The 15,949-nt window shown below is 39.0% G+C and carries 12 protein-coding genes; 3 read left to right on the forward strand and 9 right to left on the reverse strand.

The window, feature by feature from the left end:
• Window positions 1-29: 29 nt before the first annotated feature.
• From AC0VYH_RS12360 to hutU, 3 genes are read right to left on the reverse strand one after another with little or no spacing between them, the layout of a single operon-like run.
• Window positions 30-1,016, reverse strand: a complete 987-nt coding sequence (locus AC0VYH_RS12360; RefSeq protein ID WP_430242923.1) for an agmatinase family protein — start codon at window positions 1,014-1,016, stop codon at window positions 30-32.
• The gene (gene hutI, locus AC0VYH_RS12365) at window positions 1,013-2,287 is read right to left on the reverse strand and encodes an imidazolonepropionase (protein ID WP_475365309.1); all 1,275 of its coding nucleotides are present in this window, start codon (window positions 2,285-2,287) and stop codon (window positions 1,013-1,015) included. Before hutI ends, AC0VYH_RS12360 begins: the two co-directional genes overlap by 4 nt.
• Before the next feature lie 13 nt (window positions 2,288-2,300).
• Complete coding sequence (hutU, locus tag AC0VYH_RS12370) at window positions 2,301-3,968, reverse strand: urocanate hydratase (protein WP_475365310.1); 1,668 nt, start codon at window positions 3,966-3,968, stop codon at window positions 2,301-2,303.
• Window positions 3,969-4,355: 387 nt separating this feature from the next.
• On the opposite strand from hutU, the gene AC0VYH_RS12375 reads away from it, so the two are divergent.
• Window positions 4,356-5,246 (forward strand): fructose bisphosphate aldolase, encoded by an 891-nt coding sequence (locus tag AC0VYH_RS12375; protein ID WP_475367652.1) that lies wholly within the window; start codon window positions 4,356-4,358, stop codon window positions 5,244-5,246.
• A gap of 79 nt (window positions 5,247-5,325) precedes the next feature.
• Here the strand turns inward: AC0VYH_RS12375 and AC0VYH_RS12380 are convergent, their stop codons facing one another.
• From AC0VYH_RS12380 to xylA, 6 genes are all read right to left on the reverse strand, one after another.
• Window positions 5,326-6,816 (reverse strand): helix-turn-helix domain-containing protein, encoded by a 1,491-nt coding sequence (locus tag AC0VYH_RS12380; protein ID WP_475365312.1) that lies wholly within the window; start codon window positions 6,814-6,816, stop codon window positions 5,326-5,328.
• 241 nt (window positions 6,817-7,057) lie between these two features.
• Window positions 7,058-7,594 (reverse strand): hypothetical protein, encoded by a 537-nt coding sequence (locus tag AC0VYH_RS12385; protein WP_475365313.1) that lies wholly within the window; start codon window positions 7,592-7,594, stop codon window positions 7,058-7,060.
• A gap of 114 nt (window positions 7,595-7,708) precedes the next feature.
• On the reverse strand, window positions 7,709-8,197 hold the full coding sequence (locus AC0VYH_RS12390; protein WP_194221835.1) for a hypothetical protein: 489 nt from the start codon (window positions 8,195-8,197) through the stop codon (window positions 7,709-7,711).
• A gap of 45 nt (window positions 8,198-8,242) precedes the next feature.
• Window positions 8,243-8,935, reverse strand: coding sequence for a MerR family transcriptional regulator (locus tag AC0VYH_RS12395; protein ID WP_194221836.1), 693 nt, complete (start codon window positions 8,933-8,935; stop codon window positions 8,243-8,245).
• 1,173 nt (window positions 8,936-10,108) lie between these two features.
• On the reverse strand, window positions 10,109-11,596 hold the full coding sequence (xylB, locus tag AC0VYH_RS12400; protein ID WP_475365314.1) for a xylulokinase: 1,488 nt from the start codon (window positions 11,594-11,596) through the stop codon (window positions 10,109-10,111).
• 50 nt (window positions 11,597-11,646) lie between these two features.
• Entirely contained in the window at window positions 11,647-12,978 is a 1,332-nt protein-coding gene (xylA, locus tag AC0VYH_RS12405; RefSeq protein WP_475365315.1) for a xylose isomerase, read from the reverse strand.
• A gap of 752 nt (window positions 12,979-13,730) precedes the next feature.
• Here xylA and AC0VYH_RS12410 point away from each other — a divergent pair.
• Together AC0VYH_RS12410 and xylE are read left to right on the forward strand one after the other, a co-directional pair.
• Window positions 13,731-14,351, forward strand: coding sequence for a YesL family protein (locus AC0VYH_RS12410; protein ID WP_475365316.1), 621 nt, complete (start codon window positions 13,731-13,733; stop codon window positions 14,349-14,351).
• A 188-nt stretch (window positions 14,352-14,539) separates the two neighbouring features.
• The gene (gene xylE, locus AC0VYH_RS12415; RefSeq protein WP_475372593.1) at window positions 14,540-15,922 is read left to right on the forward strand and encodes a D-xylose transporter XylE; all 1,383 of its coding nucleotides are present in this window, start codon (window positions 14,540-14,542) and stop codon (window positions 15,920-15,922) included.
• Window positions 15,923-15,949: the final 27 nt, after the last annotated feature.

Below are 15,949 nucleotides of genomic sequence, written 5' to 3' on the forward strand. Positions count from 1 at the left end.
TCAAGATGATTTAGTTTGGATCATATTCCTTATCTTCTGCAAACGCCTGTTAAAAATGAGAGCATCGTATGAACGGCGCTTTTCACCCCCATCTCCCCTACATCTTTTCTGGGATCAAGGCACACAATGTCCATTGCTTTTACTTTCGAATGCTCACCAGCTAACTGAACAGCCTCAAACAGCTCTTCCGTACTCATACCACCAGGCGTTGCTGCTGGTGCTGCCGGGTTATAAGCGATATCAAGGACGTCCATATCAACCGTTAAATAAATCGTATCAACCACTTTTTCTAATTGAGCTAAGGCATCCGTCACAATGTGGCGAATCCCGTTTTTTCTTACCTTCTTCATCGTAGTGTAGTGAACGCCGTGTTGATCAGCATAATTCTTCAACTCGTGACTATTAAAAAAACCATGCAATCCGATCGTATGAACATGCTTTCCTTCAACTGTGTGACTTTCTACTAATTGACGAATCGGCGTTCCATTTGCTGGACCGATATGTGCTAAATCACGTAAATCAAAGTGCGTATCCAATTGTAAAATGCCAATCGTTTCGTTGTTATGAACTTGCTTCCAGCCTTTAATTAACATAGCAGTAATCGAATGATCCCCACCCATCATTAACGGTATAGTATGTGGATGGTGTTCTCTCATAGCTACCATCGCTTGCTGAATTTGCTGGTGTGTGTACCTGATATCCGTCACATGCTGCTTGACATCTCCAAGGTCTATTGCTTTTATACGAGCTAGATCAACCTCTTCGTCAAGGTTATAAGTGCCAAATGCCCGCCAAGCTCTTCGCATGGCATCAGGATTTTCACTAGCAGCAGACGTACTAATAGACGATTTAGATAAAGGTACCCCGAGAATGGTAACGTCATATTCCTCCCAGTGTGGTTTCCTCTCCCCTATTGTCTCAATCCATTCATGGACTTTTAGATCAACTCGTTTATCTGTTTGCTTAGACCAAATCATACTAGGGCGATTTAACATTGGGTATGGATAATCGTTCATTGCAGGTAGCCTCCTACTACGAGTGGCACTCCCCCTTTAATGACGGTATCGACATGATTCATTCCATATTGATAGGAGAGAGTTAGATAATTCGGAACATCAAATATTGTGAAATCTGCTTTTTTTCCAAACTCAAGACTTCCAGCCACATCTGCACAACCAATTGCATGGGCTGCATTGATTGTAGTCGCAGTCAACACTTCTTCAGGTGTCAATCCCATTTTCAAACAGCCTAAGTTCATAATAAATGGGAGAGAAAGTGTGGGAGATGACCCTGGATTCGCATCAGTAGATAACGCAATGGCTATTCCTGCATCAATCATTTTTCTCCCCTCTGCAAAATCAGCCATTAAGAAAAATGCTGTTCCTGGAAGTAATACGCCAATAACTCCAGCGTCTGTCATGTCCTTTATCCCCTGATCCGATGCTCTGAGAAGGTGATCTGCTGAAATGGCCCCAACGGATGCAGCTAGTTCCGCTCCGCCATAAGGTTCAATTTCATCTGCATGAATTTTGGGAATTAGTCCATGAGCTTTACCTGCTTCAAGGATTCGCTTTGATTGATCCGGTGTGAAAACACCCCGTTCACAAAAAACATCATTAAAAGTAGCCAACTTCCGCTTTGCTATTTCAGGGATCATTTCAGTGATCACTTTCGAGACGAATTTTTCAGGATCGCTTTTCTCTGATAAAGGAACAGCATGAGCACCCATAAAGGTTGAAACGATATCTATAGGATGCGACTCATTTAATAGTTTAGCTACCTCTAATTGCTTTATTTCATGATCTAGCGTTAGCCCGTAACCACTTTTGGCCTCAAGTGTTGTCACACCGTGTAACAAAAATTTGTTCAAGCGTTTTTTAGACTGTTCGAAAAGTTCTTCATGACTCGCTTCTTGGGTCGCGCGAGTTGTTGCATGAATCCCCCCGCCTGCTTCCATGATTTCCATATACGTCTTCCCATGTAATCGCATCGCATATTCATTTTCTCTCGTCCCTGCATGAACTAAATGCGTATGAGGGTCTATCAGTCCTGGCGTTACCACTTTCCCTGTTGCATCGATGATCTCTGACGCATGAATAGAATCTTGATACTTATTAACTATGTCGGCGCTTGGTCCTACTTCAATAATAATTCCATTTTCCATATAAACCGCACCATCTTCAATCATTCCAATTTGCGACATTTCTTCTTTTCTAGCAGGATGATTGGAATAACCTTCCATCGTAATTAGCTGGGCCGCATTCTTTATTAATAGTCGCTTTGTCATTACCATCCACCTCCTATTTCTTTCGTAGCATCGGGACTTGAATACCTTTCTCTTCTGCTGTTTTCCTTGCTAGTTCATACCCCGCGTCAACGTGTCGAATGACACCCATACCAGGATCAGTTGTTAACACACGTTCAAGACGTTTTTCCGCTTCTTTTGTGCCATCTGCTACAATGACCATCCCTGCATGGAGAGAATATCCCATTCCAACACCGCCACCGTGGTGAACGCTGACCCAACTTGCTCCACCTACACTATTAATCATGGCATTCAAAATGGGCCAGTCGGCTACAGCATCGCTTCCATCTTTCATGGCTTCTGTTTCTCGATTTGGTGAAGCTACAGAGCCAGAGTCAAGATGATCACGTCCAATCACAATTGGTGCACTCAATTCTCCGCTCGCTACCATATCATTTATAATTTTTCCGAATTTAGCTCGTTCTCCATAGCCGAGCCAACAAATACGTGAGGGAAGTCCCTGGAAACTAATTTTCTTCCTTGCCATTCGAATCCAATTGCACAAGTGTTCATTATGACTAAACTCTTTTAAAATCACTTCATCTGTTTTATAAATATCTTCTGGATTTCCCGACAAAGCTACCCAGCGAAATGGACCCTTTCCTTCACAAAATTGCGGGCGAATATAAGCCGGTACAAAACCTGGAAAATCGAATGCATTTTGAATCCCTTCGTCTTTTGCCACTTGACGAATGTTATTTCCATAATCAAAGGTGATGGCTCCGAGTTTTTGCATATCAAGCATAGCTTGAACGTGTGTAGCGATACTTTTCTTTGCCAGCTTATTATATTGGACTGGATTTTCTATCCTTAACTTATTCGCTTCTATTAGATCTAATTTCACTGGAATATATCCATTAAGGGGATCATGTGCCGAAGTCTGATCTGTTAGAATATCTGGAATAAAACCCTTTTCGATCATTTTAGGTAACATCTCTGCTGCATTACCAAGTAAACCAATCGAAAGCGCTTCTCCTTTGTCACTTGCATTCTTCGCCATTTCAATCGCTTTAGCAAGACTATTAGTAGAAGTATCAAGATAGTTTGTTTCAATTCTCCGCTCCATTCGCTTTGAATCCATTTCTATCGCAATACAAACGCCACCATTAAGAGTTACAGCTAGCGGTTGAGCAGCCCCCATCCCGCCTAAGCCAGCTGTTAGGGTAATCGTATTCTTTAAAGTTCCATTGAAATGCTGTTTGGCGCATTCACCAAACGTCTCATATGTCCCCTGTACAATTCCCTGACTTCCAATGTAGATCCAGCTGCCAGCCGTCATCTGGCCATACATCATTAACCCTTTTCGATCAAGCTCATGAAAGTGCTCCCAATTGGCCCATGCCGGAACTAAATTAGAGTTAGCAATTAATACCTTCGGAGCATCTTTATGAGTTCTGAAAACAGCAACCGGCTTTCCAGACTGTATTAACAACGTTTCATCATTTTCCAACACTTTTAACGAATTCACGATCGCCTCATAACAATCCCAGTTACGTGCCGCTTTTCCTATTCCTCCATATACAACAAGTTCATCTGGATTTTCTGCCACATCAGAATGTAGATTATTACTAAGCATCCGTAAAGCTGCCTCCTGAACCCAGCCTTTTGTATGAAGCTCTGTGCCTCTATACTGCGTCACTCTCTTTGATTTGATATCCGACATACTCCCCATCCTTTCGAAATGCGTTCATATTGAAATCGTAGCATGACAATCACTATGGAAATAGATGACCAATTTTCGAATAATAGCACATTATTTATAAAAAACGATATCAGTTTAAGCTGCTATCAAAACGAATAGTAATTATTTTATAAAGAGTAATTAAGCTATTTCCATCACATGATTAAAAGTAACCCGAGTCGGGTAAGTTTCATGAATGTAGGGAACCATCTGTTTAAGAACGTCTATGAAAATAGAAAAAGCGATATTTTATATCGGTTTTATTAGTATTCTGTTATCTAAGAAATTCCGTGTTATGTATGACGTAATATTGGGAAGAGTATAGGTGGTTGCTTTATTAAAGTTTAGAATCAAAAAGGAGTGGAGAACATGAATAACAGTCAATTTGACAAAATCAAGAACGGAAAAGGATTTATCGCAGCGTTAGACCAAAGTGGTGGTAGTACTCCTAAGGCGCTCGCAGAATATGGCGTTCCTGAAGATTCCTACTCTAACGAAGATGAAATGTTTGACCGAGTACATCAGATGCGTACAAGAATTATTACTTCACCCGCTTTTAGTGGAGACCAAATTCTAGGCGCTATCTTATTCGAACAAACAATGGACCGCGAAATCGAAGGAAAGTATACAGCAGACTTTCTTGCAGACAAAGGGATCGTTCCTTTCCTAAAAGTGGATAAAGGACTAGCAGATCAAGAGAATGGCGTACAGCTTATGAAACCAATTCATGATTTAGATGAGACGCTAGGTCGTGCATCTGAGCGAAAGATTTTTGGAACTAAAATGCGCTCTGTCATCCATGAGCCTAATCCAAGTGGCATTAAAGCAGTCGTAGATCAGCAGTTTGAAATCGCCAAACGAATTTTAGCGACTGATATTATGCCAATTATTGAACCAGAAGTTAATATTCATAGTGAAAGCAAAGAGAAATCTGAAGAGATTTTGCGAGATGAAATTTTGAAGCAACTCAATGATTTATCTGAAGATCAAAATGTCATGCTAAAGCTTTCAATTCCAACGCGAGCAAATGCTTACAAAGAATTGATTGAACATCCACGCGTTCTTCGCGTTGTAGCACTTTCAGGCGGCTATTCTCGTGATGAAGCCAATGAAAAACTGAAAGAAAATGATGGTCTGATTGCAAGCTTTTCGAGAGCATTAGCAGCTGATTTAAATGCGAATCAGTCTGATGCAGAATTTAATGAAGCGTTGCAAAGTGCGGTTGATTCCATTTATGATGCTTCAGTTAATAAAAAATAGTAACAAGAAGATATAGTAGTGTATTTCTTTTATCAATATGAAACGGGTGCGAATACGAGAATGTATTCGCACCCGTTTGTTATGTGGAGAATTTCTTGACTTTCGGTTCATTCGACTGAAACCGTCGATACTCTCCTGGAGTTTGCCCTGCGACTTCTTTAAAAACTCGACTAAAATAGTTCGGGCTCTTAAATCCTGATTCACGCGCAATGAATTGAATAGTTTCTTGTGTAGTCATGAGCAACTCTTTTGCTTTTTGAATACGGGTATACGTTAATATTTCACGAAACGACCGTCCATATTTTTGTGTTAATGTATGGCTTAGGTAAGCTGGATTGCGAAGGACATGATTAGCTACTTCTTCTAATGATAGATTAGGATCATTGGAATGATCATCAATGTAAGCGAGCGTTTCCTCAATGATATTTCTTTTTAAAGGTGGGTTATCGGCTAATTGATGAAGAAGTTGTGTGATGAATAATATTAAGTCCTGTACAATTCGGTAGAGTACAGAACTATATAATATCGATTCAAACACTTCTTTATACAAAGTTTCATTACGGACATCCGTCAACCCTTTTCGAACCATAAATCTTCGAATTTGAGCAAGAATGCTTGTTAAACGTGTTCGAAGCAATCCTGGGTCTGGATATGGAGGTTCCATTCCATAAAATTGCTCATACATCCACTTTTTCATTTCATCTACACAAGATTCATCAAGCATGAAAACCCACTTCCGCTGTTCTGTAATCGTCAAAAATGGATCTATCTCCTCCCAGGCTTCATCTTGATCAGCACGAAGAATTTGTTGGTAGCCAGTGAAGAACACCATTTCCATAACTTTCTTTAACTTCATATAAATTTGGTGTAGTGACAGATCTGACTTCCCATGATGCACCGCTATTACGAGGGACGATTCATTCAACTGCTCCCACTCCCGTAAGAAGCGCTGTGCCTGACTATTTGAATCTGGAATGGCATTCTCAAATACAACCACGATTCGATCACTGGTTGAAAAGACAAGGGGCTTGTTATAAAAATCAAATTGATCTATAAACTGACGCAACTCCTCAAGATAATCGCTTTTTTCTAACTTCATTAAATATACTGGAAAGTGATGGTTTACTTGATCATCAATAAACAATGATTTATACCAAACTCTTTCGTATGCCTCTCCTCCTAACAGTGTCTTATTTACCGCTTTAGCATTACGAAAGGCTTTTTGCAGAGATGTTTTCACCTCTAGGGGAGAAAGCGGTTTCACGATTAAGTCTATTGCACCGATTTCAATCGCTTCTTTTGCCCGTTCAAACGTTGGTTCTGCCGTCACAGCAATAACTTCACCTGCATACCGGTTAATAAAAGTTTTCATAAGACCCCACTTCCCCCTGGGGATCATATCTAATTCAATGAAAACCACATCTGGTAATTCCCTTTCTAACATAGTCATCACTTCTGTTAGATGGTTCGCAGTTATGAATAAGGAAATAGGAAAGGAATACTTTGAAATTAACCATTCTAATCCGCTCAGTTCTCGTGAATCACGGTCTGAAATTAATAGTTTGTACATAGATCTTTCTCACCTACTTTTTACTTACCATTTCGTTTAATCTACCTTACATCATCAGCGGATTATCCTTTGTTAAAAAATTCACTTATTTCAACTTTCTTTATCATTCATTTTGTCAAAATAATGCACATATCACAATGTTTTTTCATCATTCATATAAACTCTTTTATGACAAAACAAAAAAGGACATGCTAGTCATTTAGCAATCCTTCTTATTCTTCATTATAAGTTTAAGACTTCTTCATTCACCTTTACCAAGTACAGCAGTAACACCCCATACTTTATCGTATGCTCCGTAGCCATTTAACCCAATATCGAGGTCATGGAAATAGCGATGTAGCATTTGCACATCCTTTTGACTTGCATGCTCAACGTAACGAAGCGCGATGGATTTGATCTCCTGAAGGTCTCTTTCAAGATCCTTGTCCTCATTGTTTGCATAGAAATTTATATAAGAAACGATTTCAATAGCTTTATCGGTTTGATCATTTATATTCAAATTTGATATTTCTCCAAATCCTGTTGTCTGATTGTAATAGGCATGATTCGCTGCAATAAATGCATTCACGTTTTCCAAATCTGTCTTTTCAGGAAGAAGAGAGGCAATATCCTTCATTTCTTCCTTCGAATAAACTTGTCTATCCTCCAAAACCGACGATACAAGTTCCTTACTTGAAGTTTGCACATTTTCGTTTATGGAAAATAGGGCATAAATGGTAAGGGCCAAGCTACCTAGTGTCGCTAGACCAAGTATGATGAATCTTAGTCTGGTATTCATCAAGACATAGCCTCCCTTATTATTATGAAACTGATCTTTAACGCAACAAAAGCGATATCTCATAAGCTAATCGATATCGCTTTTGGCTATACGGCATGAGTGGAATGGTTCATCTTATTGATCTCCTAAAGTAACGGTGACACCAAAGGTATCTTCGTGGTCGTAGTTGTTCAGCGCTTTATCAAGATCATGAAAATACCTATGAATTTCTCGAACCTCTGACGTCGTAATCTCTATACTAGCAAGAGCCTTAATCGCCATTAAGTCCTTCTTAAGATCGTCATGATCTACACCAATTTCTAAAAACACATTAATATAAGCTACAGCAGCATCCGCTTGAACTTGTTGGGCTTCTATGTCCATCGGACGATCAATCATGCCATAGCCTGTTGTTCGATTGTAAAAAGCATGAAAATCTCCGACAAACTCTTCCACTTGTTTATATTCGGCCGGGAATGATGCAGCAGATACCACTTGATCATTCGCTTTCACTTTTGTACCATTCACTTCGGTATGCAGTGAGAAAATATAAATATAGAGAGCCGCAAATGTAGCAGCGACGAGGAGACTGAGTATGGAAAACATCACCTTAACCTGATCCATTTCATCTTCCCCCATTCGGATTTCTCTCTACTCTATTACAATTCCTTATTTCGCAAATCCGAATATATTTTTAATTTTCGTTACGCCCCATTTAGGATCATGTGATCTACTTTCATCACGGAAGCGATCCTGCACCACCGCCATCAGTCTTTCTTCTCGAGCTGACATATGATCTTCAGCAATTTTTCTTTCTTTTGTCACCTCAAATTGATAAAACTCACGCTCATCGACTGAAATATCAGCAAGATTATCGATTTTTTTACCGATAGAATTGAGTTCCATTTGATTAATAGTTGCATGAGCATCTGATGCAGTCGCTATTTCTTCATGAACAATTTCATGAACCTGATGGACAATATCCTTCTCCAACCGTTTAACCGTTTCATCGATTTTCAGTAGTTTCTTCACTTCATCAGATTCAACAAAGGAGACAATTTTTGAGAGAGATGATTGAATATCAGTCTGATCAGCAGGATTGTTAATCGGTTCAGGAGTATTTTCAATTCCTTTTCCTTGTTGATCCAATGCATTAATAATGACCTCATCTTCGGCATGGCTTTCCTTCATATTTTTAATTAATTGAAGCACTTCAATATCGCCAATTGTATACGTCCGAGCGTTGTTTTCATCACGTGGTATAGTTAAAAACGGAGCAAATTGCTCTTCCCATAATTTCAGTGTATGACGAGACACGTTCAACATGGAAGCCACCCTGGAAATCATCAAAGTATTATTCATCTTCATCATTCCTCCCCGTTGATTTTATAATGAGTTATTCCATACCTCTACACCAGTTTTCCTGCCAGATGACAAAGGTTCTTATCAACAGACAGAGACTCTTAAATATAGCGCTAATCTACCAAACCCTCCCCGTTTGTTGTAATGTTTTGAAACGGTTTAACAGCATTGGACGAATCATGACACCATTTTTCCTTCAGAGAAAGATATCGACATTAAGTTTGTTTTGTTAGTTGCTTAAATTCGTTGTATATGATGTAGCAGAATTGACTAGTGGACCTTATCCAAAAGAAAGACGACACTTAAATCCTTAGTGGATCAGGTGTCGTCTTTCATAAATAATAGGTTGATTTTATACTCGTGTAAAAAAGATGAAGGTACTAAGAAACCCTTAGTAGACATTTTAGGCAGAGTTCTGAAGAATATCTTTTATATCATTCAAGTGTCCAATTAATGATAATGCTGGAACAAGAACATATAGGAAACCTTGGAACAGAACTCTCTTCTGTGATTTTTATCTAAGAAGCTCGAATCCTCCCCAGAATATCGCCACCATGATAGGGATGAAGAAGAAGGGGTATTGAGTCTGTTGTTGATTGACCAGATCTTTAAGAAGTTCAACCTTCCATTCCTCACCTTTTTGTGGTTCATAGGTAATTCTATCCTCTTTCAGCCCCAAGACGTTATGAGATTGTAGAACTAGCGTATCCTCTTTTGCTTCTAGCCCTGCGTAACCGAGCGGTGAATATCCCAGCGGATATGCGATTAAATAAGACTAGACAGATGCAATCATTAGAAGGGGGCTATAGACAAGGATACGCCTCACTTTCCTCAAAACTTTTTCATAATCTTTCAACTAAAAGTAAATAGCTTGCGAGTATTTTTATGTCCTATTTTCTTAAACCACAACAAATATGATAGAGCTCCTAAAATACAATTTGAACGATAAATAGCCAATTGGTGTTGGAATTGTATTTATTAGAAATGGGTTCCTAGCTTATCTTCACCTAGATAATCCCTAAAGTTCCACTTTCTTAAATCCACCAGCATAATTCCCAAAAAGCTAACTAGAATAGGAACAAACTCTGCAAAAAAAGGGCCCGTTTATCCAATACTGATGAACGGGCCCTTTTTTTTATTCAATTCAAGCTAATGTTTACTCATACTCATTTTTTATTGACGAATTGATTTTAACTGCTCACTCAAATCTTTTGTCTGAACATATACGGATTGATAAATCGAAAACATTTTTTTATATGCTTTTACATTAGCTTGATTCGGAGTGAAACGTTCTTTCACTTTTATAAAGGAATCACTGCAGGATTCAAGTGTAGAAAACCAGTTACAACCCACAGCTGCTAGCATCGCCGCCCCAAGGGCTGGCCCCTCTTCACTCTCATGCTTTACAACAGTAGCATCAAAAATGTCCGCCTGCATTTGTAGCCAGGAATCATTCTTTGCCCCACCACCAATAGAAACAATTTCTTGAATGTCTTTTCCATTTTCTCTAAAAATAGAAAGTGACTCCTTCAACGAAAAAGTGACCCCTTCTAATACTGCTTTTACAAAATGAGTTCTAGTGTGTGAAGCATCCATTCCGATAAAACTGCCTCGTATGGATGAATCCGCATGCGGCGTTCTCTCTCCGGCCAAATATGGCGTAAAGAGCAATCCATTCGCACCTGCAGGGATATTGTCGATAGAAGAAAGCAATTCATCGAATGGCACTCCTTCGGCAAATTGGTCTCGAAACCAGTTCAGACTCTGACCTGCGGAAAGCGTGACCCCCATTGTATAATAAGCACCCGGCTTACTATGATTAAAAAAGTGAACCTTGCCGTTAAAATCAAGCTGATTGCGATCTTCATATGACAAAATGATGCCAGAAGTTCCAATACTACAGAGTGTTTTACCATTTCTAAGAATCCCAGCTCCAATAGCCCCGCATGCATTGTCAGCACCACCAGCAAAGATTTCTACATTATCCAAGCCTTTCACTAATCCCTTTGTTATATTACCGACTTTGGCAGTAGATTCAATCAACGGTGGGCATAGGGATAGACTGATGTTAGTCTTGGAAGTGACTTCTTCACTCCATTTATGCCCACTAATATCCATCATCAAGGTCCCGGCTGCATCGGAATACTCCATCTGGAGCTCGCCTGTTAAACGATAACGTACATAATCTTTTGGAAGGAGGAAAACCTTAGTTCTAGCGTATAAATCTGGTTCATTCTCTTTCACCCAAAGTAATTTAGGAAGTGTAAATCCTTCGAGCGCAGGGTTATGGGTGATTTCAAGCAACCTCTTTTCCCCCACAAGTTTCTCAATCGTTCGGCATTGTTCAGTAGTTCTTGTATCATTCCAGAGAATGGCCTGCCGAAGAGGCTTATTATCTTGATCCAGTAATACAAGCCCATGCATTTGCCCAGAGAAACTCATTCCTTCAATAATTGCCGAGGAAGGAAGTTGTCGGGTAATCTCCTCCAAAGCATGAAGGGTTTGTTCCACCCAATCGTCAGGGTTTTGCTCGCTGTATCCAGACTTCGGTTGATGAAGCGGATATGTCTTTGATACTTCTGCTTGAACTTGCCCAGTTCGATCTACAGCGATGACTTTGACTGCACTTGTGCCTAGATCGACTCCAATAACATAGCTCATGGTGCTTCCTCCTTTCCCTCAACCATTTACTATAAGTTTCATTCTTTAACTTATACACGAACATTTGAAAAAGCATTTAGTAAATATGAGTTAATCTCACCTTTTAGTTTTTCCATACGTCCTGATTTTGTCTCAATTTCATTAAGTCCTAAAGCATATTTCTCGAGCTTATGAAAGTCCGTCTTTCCTTCGATAATTTCTTTCCCAATACCTTCTGAGAAACTACGATAGCGATCCGAAATAAAATTCTCAAGAATTCGATCCTCTAACATTTGATGAGCCGCCTTTAATCCAATTGCAAAGCTATCCATCCCAGCAATATGGGCGTGGAAAAGATCGTCAGGATCGAAGGAGTTCCGACGAACCTTAGCATCAAAGTTCAAGCCACCTTTTCCAAGTCCATCATTTTTTAATATCTCATACATTGCGAGAGTAGTAGCGTACAAATCCGTTGGGAATTCATCAGTATCCCACCCAAGAAGCGTATCACCTTGATTAGCATCCACAGATCCTAGCATGCCATTTATTCGAGCGGTATGGAGTTCGTGTTCAAACGTGTGACCTGCCAACGTCGCATGATTCGCTTCGATATTGAATTTAAAATGGTTCTGCAAATCATATTTTTGAAGAAATGATAGAGATGTAGCTACATCAAAATCATATTGATGCTTTGATGGTTCTTTTGGTTTCGGTTCAATAAGAAATTGTCCGGTAAAATTAATTTCGTTTGCATAATCAAGCGCCATGTGGAAAAAGCGTGCTAGGTTGTCTAGTTCAAGCTTCATATCTGTGTTAAGCAAAGTTTCATATCCTTCACGTCCACCCCAGAATACATAATTCTCTGCGCCAAGCTCTTTCCCAACTTCCAGTCCTTTCTTCACTTTTGCTGCTGCATAAGCAAACACGTCTGCTTCAGAGGTGGTCGCAGCTCCGTGAGTGAATCGCGGATGGGTGAACATGTTTGCCGTATTCCACAACAGCTTTGTAGAGCTTGTTTTCATGTAGTCTTTTATCATCTTAACGATGGTATCGAGGTTATTATATGACTCTTTAAGTGTTTCTCCTTCAGGAGCTATATCTACGTCATGAAAACAGAAAAATGGCGCATCTAGCTTATCAAACAGTTCAAATGCAGCTTCGACCCTTGCTTTTGCTTGATCCATACCGCTGTATTCACTCCATGGACGTATCATCGTGCCGGCACCAAATGGATCAGCACCATCTGCAGTGAATGTATGCCAGTAAGCAACCGAAAAACGAAGATGTTCTTTCATCGTTTTGTGACCAATTTTTTCATTCGGGTTGTAATATTTGAATGCAAACGGGTTTGTGGATTGTGCTCCCTCATACTGAATACGATTAATGTTGTTAAAATAACCCAAAATAACTCCTCCTCAAATAAAATTAGCTAACCAATGCGTACACTTACCCTACCTGTTACTGGATAAGAACTTCATGATGTAAAGCAGAGAACATGGTGTCACCTACAGTAAAAAAATCCTTTAAACTTATCTAATTTCTAATGACTTTATGTAACTGCTTTCACCCAAAAGTATAGCACCTCTACATTAGTTTGTCTATTAGATAAACTAAGTTTAAAATTACTAAAGTGAACAATATTAATAATTTAGTCAAATAGATACTAGTTGTAGAGGCAGTTATATCATTAATAGTTGATTTGGAAAAATAAGACCCCATCACTAGTAAGAGATTACTCATCCAATGGTATTTCTCTTTCACGAATGCACTTACAGTCAACGTAATTTTCTGCTTCTACCGATCTTCTTTACTTAAAAAAATGGGGTACGATCCGCCCCCCTCTGTAAGTCATTTATATTGCTAGCCATATATACTCCTCCAAATATTGCTTCTGCTTGCCTCAACGTTCTTATATTAATCGGATTTCATTATATCCCTCCCCCCAAATTAGGAAGTCGTAAATGCTGCTATATTAACTTAGACGACGATATAACATTCAACTATCCTACTCAAATTCATAGAAAATTCGTTTCAAACACTACGATAGCAGTTAACATATAACGAGGAGTATCAGGCTATTGTGATATACTTTTTTTAGTTTATAGTAATCTAAACACATAAGCTAATAGCTATGTTTTAAGACGGGGGTATAGAAATGACAAATACATTTAATGCTTTTTATAGTACCTTTGAGTGGATTACGAAACTAGCTCTTCTCAATTTGCTTTGGTTACTATTTTCATTAGGAGGAGGGATTCTACTTGGGATCTTCCCTTCTACGCTTGCTATGTTTGCTGTTATTAGACAATGGTTAAAAGGAAATACACAGTTATCAATCAGTAAATCATTCTGGCATTATTATAAAGCAGATTTTTGGAAAGGAAATATTCTAGGAGCAATTTTATATTTCTTGATTGGCTTTATCTGTCTTGATTTGTTTTACATCAAGCAGATACATCCAGTTCAATGGACTTATATTCCTTTGTTCGCTTTTATTCTATTGATTGGACTACTATTCTTATACATTTTCCCTACTTTTGTTCATTTCGAAATTAAGCTGAGCACTGTCTTCAAAAATACTTTCTTTATAATGTTGCTTAGCCCCTTAACTACGATAATGATGGTTATTTGTCTAACGTCTATCTATTTTATAATTAAACTACTACCTGCACTAGCGTTTATCTTCGGAGGAAGTGCAACAGCTTTCATTCTTATGTGGCTATCTCTTCATGCATTTTCTAAAGTAACCAGTAAAAACTCGATTCAACATCTATGAGAACTTACAAACATGCTCCAGTGATTTCTAACATAAATAAAAATAAACCTATAGTTAGTTTATCCACTATACAAACTAAGAAACCTCTGATAAAATGAAAACATTGCAAGCGATTTCACTTGAAGGGAGGAAAGAGTAGATATTCTCTACTCTGTAAAAAAATGGAACTAAGACGGAGCATTTACATTATGTTAATCACCCTTGTTGCAACTTTAGGAGGACTTTTATTCGGTTACGATACGGCAGTAATTTCTGGGGCAGAAGGGTCACTACAGACATACTTCTCAGATCATTTACAGCTTAGCTCGCTGGTTCACGGACTTACTGTATCAAGTGCGTTAATTGGCTGTATCATCGGTGGGGTTTTATCAGGTTACTTTTCCAAAAAGATTGGCAGAAAATATTCTCTTATACTAGCTGCTGTACTCTTTTTACTATCAGCTCTCGGCTCAGCTTATCCCGAATTTTTGTTTTTTGGCTATGGTGAGGAGCCGACTTACTCTTTGTTAATTATGTTTAATCTTTATAGAATCATAGGTGGGATCGGGGTTGGATTAGCCTCAGCTGTTTCTCCAATGTACATTGGAGAAATCGCTCCATCTAATATAAGAGGAACGTTAGTATCTCTTAACCAATTCGCTATTATTTTCGGGATGCTCGTCGTCTATTTCGTTAACTGGGGCATCGCCAAGGGGCAACCCCTAGAATGGATGAATGATATAGGCTGGAGGTATATGTTTGCTTCTGAAGCTATCCCAGCTCTATTATTCTTGTTGCTATTGTTTACGGTGCCTAAGACACCAAGGTACCTCGTATCTATCAATAAAAATGAAGAAGCGTTTGCTATCCTTTCAAAAATTCATGATCAAACGATGGCTAAGGCAACCCTATATGAGATAAAAAATTCATTTGACACGAATAAAGCAAAACTCTTTGCTTTTGGGAAAACCATCGTATTTATAGGTATTTTGCTATCTATTTTCCAACAGTTTGTAGGGATAAATGTCGCTCTCTATTATGCACCACGAATCTTTGAAAGCATGGGAGCAGCACGAGACGCCTCAATGGTTCAGACGATTATCATGGGATTAGTCAATGTGATCTTTACGATTATCGCCATCTTAACGGTTGACAAATGGGGCAGAAAACCCCTTCTCATTGTCGGCTCAATCGGTATGACAATCGGAATGTTCGGCGTAGCTGGAATGGCTTTCTCTGACATTATCGGTATTGCCACTTTAGTTTTCATTATTATTTATACAGCTTCCTTTATGATGTCCTGGGGACCGATCGTTTGGGTATTAATTTCAGAAATTTTCCCGAACAAAATCCGAGGACAAGCCGTCGCAATTGCAGTTGCTGCTCAATGGGCGGCTAACTACTTAATCTCTTCTACTTATCCTATGATGATGGAAGTAAGCGGTGGTCTTACATACTCTTTTTATGGAATTATGAGTATTCTATCAGCCATTTTTGTTTGGAAGTTTGTTCCTGAAACAAAAGGAAAATCATTAGAAGAATTAGAAATGCTTTTACGAAAAAAAGGTAATAAGGAAAAGAAATTGGCCTAATCTCATGAAAGCTCCTCGCTTCTCGGG

Source organism: Anaerobacillus sp. QJM3NY_32 (assembly GCF_056173645.1).

Excerpts from the sequence above, each read along its gene's own strand:
- AC0VYH_RS12360 (WP_430242923.1), bottom strand. The coding sequence starts at position 1,016 with ATGAACGATTATCCATACCCAATGTTAAATCGCCCTAGTATGATTTGG.
- hutI (WP_475365309.1), bottom strand. The coding sequence starts at position 2,287 with ATGACAAAGCGACTATTAATAAAGAATGCGGCCCAGCTAATTACGATG.
- hutU (WP_475365310.1), bottom strand. The coding sequence starts at position 3,968 with ATGTCGGATATCAAATCAAAGAGAGTGACGCAGTATAGAGGCACAGAG.
- AC0VYH_RS12375 (WP_475367652.1), top strand. The coding sequence starts at position 4,356 with ATGAATAACAGTCAATTTGACAAAATCAAGAACGGAAAAGGATTTATC.
- AC0VYH_RS12380 (WP_475365312.1), bottom strand. The coding sequence starts at position 6,816 with ATGTACAAACTATTAATTTCAGACCGTGATTCACGAGAACTGAGCGGA.
- AC0VYH_RS12385 (WP_475365313.1), bottom strand. The coding sequence starts at position 7,594 with ATGAATACCAGACTAAGATTCATCATACTTGGTCTAGCGACACTAGGT.
- AC0VYH_RS12390 (WP_194221835.1), bottom strand. The coding sequence starts at position 8,197 with ATGGATCAGGTTAAGGTGATGTTTTCCATACTCAGTCTCCTCGTCGCT.
- AC0VYH_RS12395 (WP_194221836.1), bottom strand. The coding sequence starts at position 8,935 with ATGAATAATACTTTGATGATTTCCAGGGTGGCTTCCATGTTGAACGTG.
- xylB (WP_475365314.1), bottom strand. The coding sequence starts at position 11,596 with ATGAGCTATGTTATTGGAGTCGATCTAGGCACAAGTGCAGTCAAAGTC.
- AC0VYH_RS12410 (WP_475365316.1), top strand. The coding sequence starts at position 13,731 with ATGACAAATACATTTAATGCTTTTTATAGTACCTTTGAGTGGATTACG.
- xylE (WP_475372593.1), top strand. The coding sequence starts at position 14,540 with ATGTTAATCACCCTTGTTGCAACTTTAGGAGGACTTTTATTCGGTTAC.